Genomic DNA, 8998 nt, shown 5'->3' with positions numbered 1-8998 from the left:
CGTCCCGGCGTAGGACGTGCGACGCACGGCGCCCATCGGCAGGCGCAGCACATAACTGATGGCGTGCGCCAGACGCCCGTCCGCGCAGGGCGTCACATTCATGGCGTGAAACCCGCAATCGAGCAGGAACGCCTGAAAGGCATCGGACCGGTCGCGGGTCGCCAGCGGATCCTGCCCGACGTAGTCGCCGCTCATGATGCGCAGGGTCTCGAAGGTGGCATGCGCGAAGAGTTGGCGCAGATCCAGCTCATTGACCCAGGCGTCCGCAAGCACCGTGCCTGGAAGCTCGAATCCAAGCTGCCGCCGGGATTCCTCTTGCGCCCAGGTCACGAAATCCGCCTCGTGCTGGCGGGCCGCCAGCGATTTGAGTGTCGGCACGATCCGCGCAAAGGCGTCCTTGACGCGCTGTTCATAGGCGCGCAGCCGTTCGTTCTCCGCCCGCGGCGTGAGCGGATGTCCCGCGCTGGCGCCGAGTCCCCCGGCCACCGGGTCGCTGGCCCGCTCGCCAACCAGCTGCCGGATACCGGCGGCCTCGGTCGAGGCGACTGTCCGGACGGCCGGCGTGCCGCTCCATAGCGGGGTGCGGGTGCGTCGGCGCGGTTGGGGTCTGATTCTCATGTCGTGATAACCCCTAGCCCCGCGCGCCGCCGGATAGCGTCACCAGCGCACCGCGTTCGGTGCTGCCGCTGCTGCCGCTGACCCGGATCTCGGGCACCTGACGCTCTTGCGCCTCGCGAAAGGTACGCGCGCCGGCAAATGGCCCCATCGGCGCGCCCCGTCGGGTCGGATTGCGCCCGACCGCGGATTTCCCCTCGGTCCCGGTGACCCGCTCGTTGCGCCCCCAGTCGTTCCCGGTGATCCGCGTGCCACCTTCGCGGCCTTCGCCGGTGATGCGTGGGCGCGCGTCCGCCACTGGCCCAGCAGGCTCGCGTGGCGTGGGCGGCGCGAGCGGCGCGGGATTGATGCCGACCCCGCGCGGTTGGGCACGACCGGGGCGGCGCTGCCGAAAGTCCTCGGTCCCCGTCACGACGCCGCTGGCCATGGTGAAAGGGCCGGTCACGCGGTTCTGCGGCTGGTCGTAACGGATGCCGGTGATCATCCGACTGGCTGGTTCCGATTGAGCCGCCTGAGCCGGCGACTCGACGCTGAAGGCACCCCAGTTGCCGCCGCTCAACGGTTGCGGGAAATCCGCGCTCCCCGGCGTCGCCTCGACACCCTGGCCGCAGGTCGCAAAGAACTGGTCCTCCCCAATGTAGGGTGTGCCAGTGACCTCCTGGCAGACGCCCTTGGCGGCACCCGTCATACCCCCATCGATTCCGGGCTGAATGCCGGTGAGTCCAGCGCCCGGCGTACCGCGCGGGGATGGCGTGCGCTGGGCGATGGCCCGCAGGGTCTCGGGCGCGCAATGCGACCGGAACTGCTCCTGTCCCAGATAGGCGGTTCCGGTGACGATCTCGCAGGTTCCGGGCTCGTTGCCGGTGACCTGACGCGAGCGCCCGACCAGACTGCCGGTGACCTGCTGACCGTGCCAGGTGGCATCGGCACCCACCTTCTTGATGCCCTGGGGCTCCGGTTCGGACCCGCTCCGGCAGTAGCCCTGATAGTGCTCGAAGCCCAGGTACTCGTTGCCGGTCACGCGCTGACAGCTTCCCGGCTCGTTGCCGGTCATGCGCTCGCTGCGTCCGATCATGGAGCCGGTCACCGAACCCCCGCCATAGGTCTGGGTCGACCGCACCTTGGGTGGCGCGCCTTCCGGGCCGGGCGAGGTATAGGGGGTGCCGGTCAGCGTGCGGCCCGCACCCGTCTCGTCGCCCGTCACCCTGGGACTACGACCCACCTGGGCGCCGGTGACGGTCTGTCCTCGGTCGGTCATGATCGCCTCCTTGATGCGGTTCGGCGCGGGCGTTGGTTCGACTCCGCAGAACTCCTGGAAAAGCTCCGCGCCCAGGTACTCGGTTCCCGTCACCTGGCGGCAACTCCCCGGTTCGTCGCCGGTCGTGCGCGCGCTGCGTCCGACCCGCGTGCCCGTGACCGTCTGACCCAGGGCCGTCGCGCTCACGCCGACCTTGGACGGTCCCTCGGTCGGGCGGGACGGCGCGGCGCGGCGTGCCCGTCCACTCGGACGCGGTCCGACGTCACCGCACTTCCCGTGCTCGCAACGCTCCTCGCGCACCCGCCGTGCGATGTCGCGCGAGCTGACGCCCGCGTTTCTGAGCAACGCCGTGGTCGCGGCGCTGCGCGACCGGCCGCTGACCGAGTCCGCGCCAGCCTTGCCGCGGTCGGACGTAGCCGCGCGGCGCGCCATCGACAGCATGCGACCGCGCGGAGGCTTTGGCGCCTTGCTGGCGGCGCCCCGGGGGCGGGTGGGACGCGCGCGGTTCTTGCTCGTGTCCTCGCTGACCCGCGGTTTGACCTCGACCTGTTCGACAGACCGCCGGGCCCGGCGCGCGGCCACGTCCGGCCGCGTTTGCGCGGGTGGTGCGGGCCTGATCTGCGCGGTACTCGACGCGATCGCACGCCGGCGCGCGATCGCGGCATCGCGCCCCACCAAACCCTGTGTACTGGAACGCAGGGTCTCGGTCGGTGAGGTCCGGGTCAGGTGCCGCCGCCCATGGGTGATCTGCTCGCGCCGTTTGATCGAGCGTTGACGACCCTCGGCCACCTTGGGTGGCTGACGCTTGCGCCTGGCCTCGTTCCGAACGGGTTCGAGCTGAATCGAGCGCGGTGCCGGGCTCAATTCCGGAGCGGTCAGGGTGTGACCGGGTGTCGCGCGTGTGGCCGCCGGATCGCGGGCCGCCCGTGCGGGCGGCTCCGGGCTTGGCAGGCGTGCCTTGCCGCCGGCGGCCATGGCGCGGCGCTTGGCGATGGACGCATCGCGCCCAGTCAGCCGTCGTTCGCTTCCAGCCTTGTCCATGATTGCCTCTCTTTAAACCGCTGCAACTCAGAGCGCCCGGTACACCAGGAAGGAATGCCCCTTGCTCTGGGCGTAGTTGTCATAGCCAACCAGGCGGACGTGATGGTCCGGGTAGGCGCGCCGGCAGGCCTCGATCTCGGCCAGGATGACGTTGGGATCCTGCTCGCCGAAGAACGGCAGCTTCCACATCGGCCAGTAGTAATCGAACGCGGTGCTCGGATGCTCGTGCTCAAGCGAGGCGTTCCAGCCGTTGTCCAGGATGTAGAGGATCTGCTCCAGGATCTCGTCCCGGCTGAGCGGGGGCAGATAGGAGAAGGTCTCGTAGCGGCCGATGGTGGCGTGATCGCCCATGCTGTTTGCAGTGCTCATTCGCGTGCTCTCTCAAGTCGTTCGTTAAGGAGTCCGGGGATGCCCGAGGCGTCTCGTGTCAGCCGACGTCCAGCTTGTCCACCACGTCGAACTCGAACTTGATTTCTTTCCAGGTTTCCATCGCCGAGGCGAGTTCCGGGCTGTGGCGCGCGGCTTCGGTGAGGATCTCGCGGGCATTCTTCTCGATCTCGACACCCTCGTTGCGCGCCTTGACGCAAGCCTCGGTCGCGACCCGGTTGGCCGCCGCGCCCGCCGCGTTGCCCCAGGGGTGACCCTGAGTCCCGCCGCCGAATTGGAGCACCGAGTCGTCGCCGAAGATGGTCACCAGCGCCGGGATGTGCCACACATGGATACCGCCCGAGGCCACCGCCATCACGCCCGGCATGCCGCCCCAGTCCTGATCGAAGAAGAGCCCGCGTGCGCGGTCTTCCGGGATGAAGGACTCACGGATGGCGTCCACGAAGCCCAGGGTCGACTGACGGTCGCCTTCGAGCTTGCCCACCACGGTGCCGGTATGCAGATGGTCGCCGCCCGAGAGACGCAGACACTTGGCCAGCACCCGGAAGTGGATGCCGTGCTTGGGATGACGGTCGATGACCGCGTGCATGGCGCGGTGGATATGCAGCAGCATGCCGTTGTCGCGGCACCAGTTGGCCAGGCTGGTATTGGCCGTGAAACCGCCGGTCAGGAAGTCGTGCATGATGATGGGCGCGCCGCATTCCTTGGCGAACTCGGCCCGTTTGAACATCTCCTCGCAGGTCGGCGCGGTCACGTTCAGATAGTGTCCCTTGCGCTCGCCGGTCTCGCGCTGGGCCTTGCTCACGGCCTCCGACACGAATTCGAAGCGGTTCTGCCAGCGCATGAAGGGCTGGGAGTTGACGTTCTCGTCGTCCTTGGTGAAATCCAGACCGCCGCGCAGCATCTCATAGACGGCACGGCCATAATTCTTGGCGGACAGACCCAGCTTGGGCTTGACCGTGGCGCCCAGGAAGGGCCGGCCATACTTGTCCATGCGGTCGCGTTCGACCTGGATACCGCTGGGCGGGCCGCCGCAGGTCTTGACGTAGTGCAGCGGGAAGCGGATGTCTTCCAGGCGCAGATGGCGCACCGCCTTGAAGCCGAAGACGTTACCGACCAGCGAGGTCAGCACGTTCACGATCGAGCCTTCCTCGAACAGATCGATGGGATAGGCGATGAAGGCGTAGAAACTCTCCTTGTCGCCGGGCACGTCCTCGATGCGATAGGCGCGACCCTTGTAATAATCCAGGTCGGTGAGCAGGTCGGACCAGACATTGGTCCAGGTTCCGGTCGAGGACTCCGCCGCCACGGCGGCCGCGGCCTCCTCGCGCGGAACATTGGCTTGCGCCGTGATCTTGAAACAGGCCAGCAGATCGGAATCCAATGGCACATAGTCCGGGGTCCAGTAGGTCAGGGCATAGTCTTTAACGCCCGCGTCGTACGTTTTGATGCTCATCATTTACTCCGTTCAATGGGTGCGGCCTGAATTGAGGACGAAGATAAATGCGTCGAGCAGCGAGATCCAATCAATATCCGGAATAGGTTCCATCGACAATTATCGATGATTGATGCGTGGGAGGTGACGAGCGGGCGAGGCATGGCGATCAGAGCAGTCAGCCGCCAGCGATCAGCTTCCAGCCATTGTGTTGTGGAGGTTTACCCGGCAGGTGAGCCTTAGCAGATTTCACTCAGTCACCAAGTCGCTGATTCCCAAAAGCTGGCGACTGGAGGCTGGAGGCTGGAGGCTGAACGCTCTTTTTGATGAAAGCGACGAGGGTCAGGCGACGTTGGCGGGATTTCGCAGCCGGCGGGTCTTCTCGACCATCCGATGGGTGGACAGATTGTTGTTGAAGCGCGAGACCTGGGGCAGCGGAACCCAGAGGATCTCATGGGATTCGTCGTTGCCGGGAATCTCCAGGTCGTCGTCCATCTCCACCAGGAAGCGGATATCGAAGTGTTCGTGGCGCGGGCCGCGTTCGCTGGCTAGAATGCTGTGGATATCCACGTCGAACACCGCGTTGCTCACCAGTCGCACATGCGAGGGATCCAGGCCGGTCTCCTCGGATGTCTCGCGCAGTGCCACCCGCAGGATGTCCGCGTCGCCATCGGCATGGCCGCCAGGCTGAAACCACTGGTCGTGTTTGCGGTGGTGCAGCAGCAGCACCCGCTCCCGATCCGGGCTGACGACCCAGGCCGAACCGGTGACATGACCGGGCCAGAGGTCGCAATCGAAGCAGTTCTCGTGGCGTTCGACGAAGTCCAGCGCACGGTTCACATGGGCCGCTTCCTCCATGAAGGGCGTCCTGTGATGGTGCAGCAGGCTTAATAAATCGCGGCGATGCATGGGCGGGTTGCTCAGTCAATGCGGGGTTATGGCAACGAAGTTTGTCATCTGAGATGGCGTCGGTCGCGGGAAAACAAAGCCGATAAGCGCGCCGGTTGCCGGGCGTCCGGCGTCAGATCCCGGACAGACTCTCGACCGCGGCAACGGCGGCTGCGGCGGCCTCGTTCACATCGCCCTCGGTGCCGGAGAGCGTGAGCCGCCCGAAGGCGCCGACGGCGCGCACGTCGATGATGGTGATGTTGGCGGCCTTCTCGGCCTGATTGGCGGCATAGATGACATAGCCCGCCGGCTCGGTTTCCAGGATGAACATGCTCTGGCCGGGCAGGATCATGGAGCCGCGGCGGCTCTGGCGGTTGATCAGCACCGTATGATCCGGGGTGATGGCGCGAATGATCTCCTTCCAGGCGACCTGGCATTTCTGGCGGTCTTCCACGCGGGCGTTCATGTGCGACAGCAGGATGCGGCCCGCTTCCAGCACATTGCTCTGGTCGCGCTGGTGGATCACCATCGACCCGAAATTGCGCTCGACCACCTGCTGCGCCAGATGCACGCGCGCCGCTTTCAGCGCCGTGTCCGTAAGGCGGTGCACCGCCATGCCGGGGGCGACCTCCACCCAGAGGCAGGCATCGCCCGGAATCGGCAGGAAACCCTGGGAGACCGTGGCCATGTACTCGGCCAGTTGCGGCTGGAGCGAGTCGATGAAGACGTAAGTTCTGAGCTTGATCATAAGTGACAGCGCCGAAACGGGTGGTTCCGCGGTGCATGCGGAGGACGGGGATGATCAAGTGTACAGCGAGGAAATGGCGGTTGTCCCAAGCCGGTTCCTGATCCCGAGACGACCGTCCAGGATCCCTCCCGGACGGACACAGCCTGGCGGCGCTGCGTCCGTCATCAACTGGTCAACATTCGACCGGCATGCGCCGATGTCAGCGATGGCGGGGCGAGCAGGCAACTCTACAGAGGTTATCCACAGATCTGATCACAGATATTGTGCATATTTCAACCGCCTCGGCAGCGTGATTTCGTTGATCCCAAAGAGCGCAGTCAGCCGTCAGCGACCAGCCTCCAGCCGTTGTTTTGCCAAGGTTTTCGCTGATCGAAGCCTTCCCTCGCCGGGCGGGTTCCAGCAAGCGAGGCGCGATGGCCAAGTGTCTGATTCAAAAAAGCTGGCCGCTGAAGGCTGGAAGCTGACAGCTCTTTTTTAATGCGGGCGGTGCACCATCACGGACAGCTTGCTGTGCCAACTGACATTCTCGACGTTGAGACGGATGTGATGATCGGCATGCGCGCGCCGGCAGCTTTCGATCAAGTCGTACACCGCATCCAGGTTGCCGTTGTAGCAGTTCGGTTGTTCCCAGAGCGTCCAGGCACTGAATCTGGGCGCGATGGCCGCCGTGTGCTCGATACAGATGAAGCATCCCTGATGGAGGCATTGGCCGAGTTGCATGAGTATCCGCTCTTCCGCTGGAAAGGGGCGGTTGGCAAGCGTCCGGTTCGTGGTCTGCGTTAAAGCCTGCATGTGGTCGCCTCACGGGTGTGGTGGTTAGGGCCAGGAAGCCAGATCGAATACAGCGCAACTGCTCGTGGACTCCCGTTGTCGATGCCAGAATAGTTCTTGAGCGATTAACTGGGAAATTGGGATTGATCGCAGGCGGCATTGATCAGGGTCGATAGGCGGAAATCCGTGGCGCGATCCTCGTGGATCTCCGCCCGACGCCGATCAGGCCGCCGCGGCTGGCGCCACGCCAGACGCGTCGCGCCCATCGTCCATCAACAGGGCTTCCGCCTGATCGAGCGCCTCCTGCTTGGTCGCGACCAGCCGCCCGGCGGGGAGTGCGGCCGTGATCCCGAGCCGCTCCAGCCGCTTGAGAACATCCCCGTCCGCGCCCGCGATCCACACCTCCCGGCCGGCGGCGAGGTCTTCCAGGATGATCTTTTCCAGCGCCAGCGAGGATGAGACGCCCAGTACAGGCACATCCGTAAAGTCCATGATCAGAACCGCATGGTCTTCGAGCACCGCATGCTGGCGCGAGATCGCCTTGGCGAGCCCGAAGATAAGCGGGCCACCAAGCGAAAACAGCAGGATCCGTCCGTTGGGTCGCTCCAGCACCAGTTGCTCGTCGAGCGTCAGGCCATCCGCCGTCCCGGGTGACTTGATCGCCCGCACCGCGTGACTCTGGAGCTTGCAGAGGCGCTCGATGGTGAGGACGTTGGCCACGAAGACCCCGAGCGCCACGGCCCAGATGAGATCCACGAAGACCGTGAGTCCGATCACCCCGTACATGATCATGGCGGCGCGCAGCGAAACCCGATGCGCCCGCTTGAGGAAGGACCAGTCGACGATATCCAGACCGACCTTGAGCGCAATGCCAGCCAGGACCGCGAGCGGGATCTGGGCCGTGAGACCGGCCGCCCAGAGCACCACGACCAGCAGGATCGTGGCACGCACCAGCCCCGACAGCGCGCTGCGTGCGCCCGATTGAATATTGACGACGGTCCCCATAGTGGCGCCCGCGCCCGGTATCCCGCCAAAGAGTCCGGAGGCGATGTTGCCGATGCCTTGCCCGACGAGTTCCTTGTTGGAGTCGCTCTCCTTGCGCGTGAGGCTCTCCGCGATCACTGCGGTGAGCAGCGCGTCGATGCTGCCCACCACTGCAAGGACCAGAGCCTCGGCCACCATGAGACGCCACTGATCTGGAGGATGATCAGGATGAGACCGATGCCGGTCATGAAGCCCGAGATGACCGTGTAGGGTGTGTGGAACGATGGCCCGCTCAAACATCCAGCGCCATCGTCGCGACCTACGTCAGCCCAGAGCAACGCCCTGGGATGGGTTCACTTTCCCCATCCATTTCAAGCCTTGAAAGGGCGATCCAAACCAGGATCCTGGAAACCTTGACCGAGCCTTCGCCCGTCATCCTTCACTTCACCCGCTTCATCCACCCGCTTCCAGCGCCTCTCCCAGCGTCCGCGCCGCCACGATCTCCAACCCCTCGACCCCTTCCTTGGGCACATTGCCCTTGGGCACGATCGCCCGGCGGATGCCATGCTTGACGGCCTCGCGCAGCCGATCCGGCCCATTGGGCACGGGCCGCACCTCGCCCGAGAGACCGACTTCGCCGAACACTGCCAGATCCAGAGGCAGCGGGCGGTCGCGATAGCTCGACAGCACCGCCATGATGACCGGCAGGTCGGCGGCGGTCTCGGCGATGCGCACGCCGCCCACCACGTTGACATAGACATCCTGATTGAACAGACCCACCCCGCCGTGACGGTGCAGCACCGCGAGCAGCATGGACAGCCGGTTCTGGTCCAGCCCGAGCGCGACCCGGCGCGGATTGGCCAGCGGGCTT

At 65.5% G+C, this 8998-nt stretch carries 8 protein-coding genes and 1 pseudogene; all 9 read right to left on the bottom strand.

Annotated features, from left to right (window positions below; translation table 11 throughout):
• Nucleotides 1–618 (bottom strand): annotated as a pseudogene (locus QZY07_RS06170) (carboxysome shell carbonic anhydrase domain-containg protein); the annotation flags it as partial.
• A 13-nt stretch (nucleotides 619–631) separates the two neighbouring features.
• A complete protein-coding gene (locus QZY07_RS06165; RefSeq protein ID WP_295400698.1) occupies nucleotides 632–2914 on the bottom strand; it encodes a CsoS2 family carboxysome shell protein in 2283 nt (760 codons plus the stop codon).
• A gap of 27 nt (nucleotides 2915–2941) precedes the next feature.
• A complete protein-coding gene (locus QZY07_RS06160; protein ID WP_295400696.1) occupies nucleotides 2942–3283 on the bottom strand; it encodes a ribulose bisphosphate carboxylase small subunit in 342 nt (113 codons plus the stop codon).
• Nucleotides 3284–3341: 58 nt separating this feature from the next.
• Nucleotides 3342–4757, bottom strand: coding sequence for a form I ribulose bisphosphate carboxylase large subunit (locus QZY07_RS06155; protein WP_295400694.1), 1416 nt, complete (start codon nucleotides 4755–4757; stop codon nucleotides 3342–3344).
• Nucleotides 4758–5078: 321 nt separating this feature from the next.
• Nucleotides 5079–5645, bottom strand: a complete 567-nt coding sequence (locus QZY07_RS06150; protein WP_295400692.1) for an NUDIX hydrolase — start codon at nucleotides 5643–5645, stop codon at nucleotides 5079–5081.
• A gap of 112 nt (nucleotides 5646–5757) precedes the next feature.
• The gene (locus tag QZY07_RS06145; RefSeq protein WP_295400690.1) at nucleotides 5758–6372 is read right to left on the bottom strand and encodes a BMC domain-containing protein; all 615 of its coding nucleotides are present in this window, start codon (nucleotides 6370–6372) and stop codon (nucleotides 5758–5760) included.
• Between the two features lie 474 nt (nucleotides 6373–6846).
• Nucleotides 6847–7164: a ribulose bisphosphate carboxylase small subunit gene (locus QZY07_RS06140; protein WP_295400689.1), complete on the bottom strand. Its 318-nt coding sequence runs from the start codon at nucleotides 7162–7164 to the stop codon at nucleotides 6847–6849.
• 201 nt (nucleotides 7165–7365) lie between these two features.
• Nucleotides 7366–8427 (bottom strand): SulP family inorganic anion transporter, encoded by a 1062-nt coding sequence (locus QZY07_RS06135; protein WP_295400687.1) that lies wholly within the window; start codon nucleotides 8425–8427, stop codon nucleotides 7366–7368.
• Nucleotides 8428–8580: 153 nt separating this feature from the next.
• Nucleotides 8581–8998: magnesium chelatase domain-containing protein (locus QZY07_RS06130; protein WP_295400685.1), on the bottom strand; the 418-nt coding region annotated here is incomplete at its 5' end.

The sequence above is a fragment of the uncultured Thiocystis sp. genome (assembly GCF_903866365.1).
Lineage (GTDB): Bacteria > Pseudomonadota > Gammaproteobacteria > Chromatiales > Chromatiaceae > Chromatium.
This window is presented reverse-complemented; position numbering and strand designations above follow the sequence as displayed.

What these genes read in the sequence shown, in the direction of transcription:
- QZY07_RS06165 (WP_295400698.1), bottom strand. Translation starts at nt 2,914, where the DNA reads ATGGACAAGGCTGGAAGCGAACGACGGCTGACTGGGCGCGATGCGTCC.
- QZY07_RS06160 (WP_295400696.1), bottom strand. Translation starts at nt 3,283, where the DNA reads ATGAGCACTGCAAACAGCATGGGCGATCACGCCACCATCGGCCGCTAC.
- QZY07_RS06155 (WP_295400694.1), bottom strand. Translation starts at nt 4,757, where the DNA reads ATGAGCATCAAAACGTACGACGCGGGCGTTAAAGACTATGCCCTGACC.
- QZY07_RS06150 (WP_295400692.1), bottom strand. Translation starts at nt 5,645, where the DNA reads ATGCATCGCCGCGATTTATTAAGCCTGCTGCACCATCACAGGACGCCC.
- QZY07_RS06145 (WP_295400690.1), bottom strand. Translation starts at nt 6,372, where the DNA reads ATGATCAAGCTCAGAACTTACGTCTTCATCGACTCGCTCCAGCCGCAA.
- QZY07_RS06140 (WP_295400689.1), bottom strand. Translation starts at nt 7,164, where the DNA reads ATGCAGGCTTTAACGCAGACCACGAACCGGACGCTTGCCAACCGCCCC.
- QZY07_RS06135 (WP_295400687.1), bottom strand. Translation starts at nt 8,427, where the DNA reads ATGTTTGAGCGGGCCATCGTTCCACACACCCTACACGGTCATCTCGGG.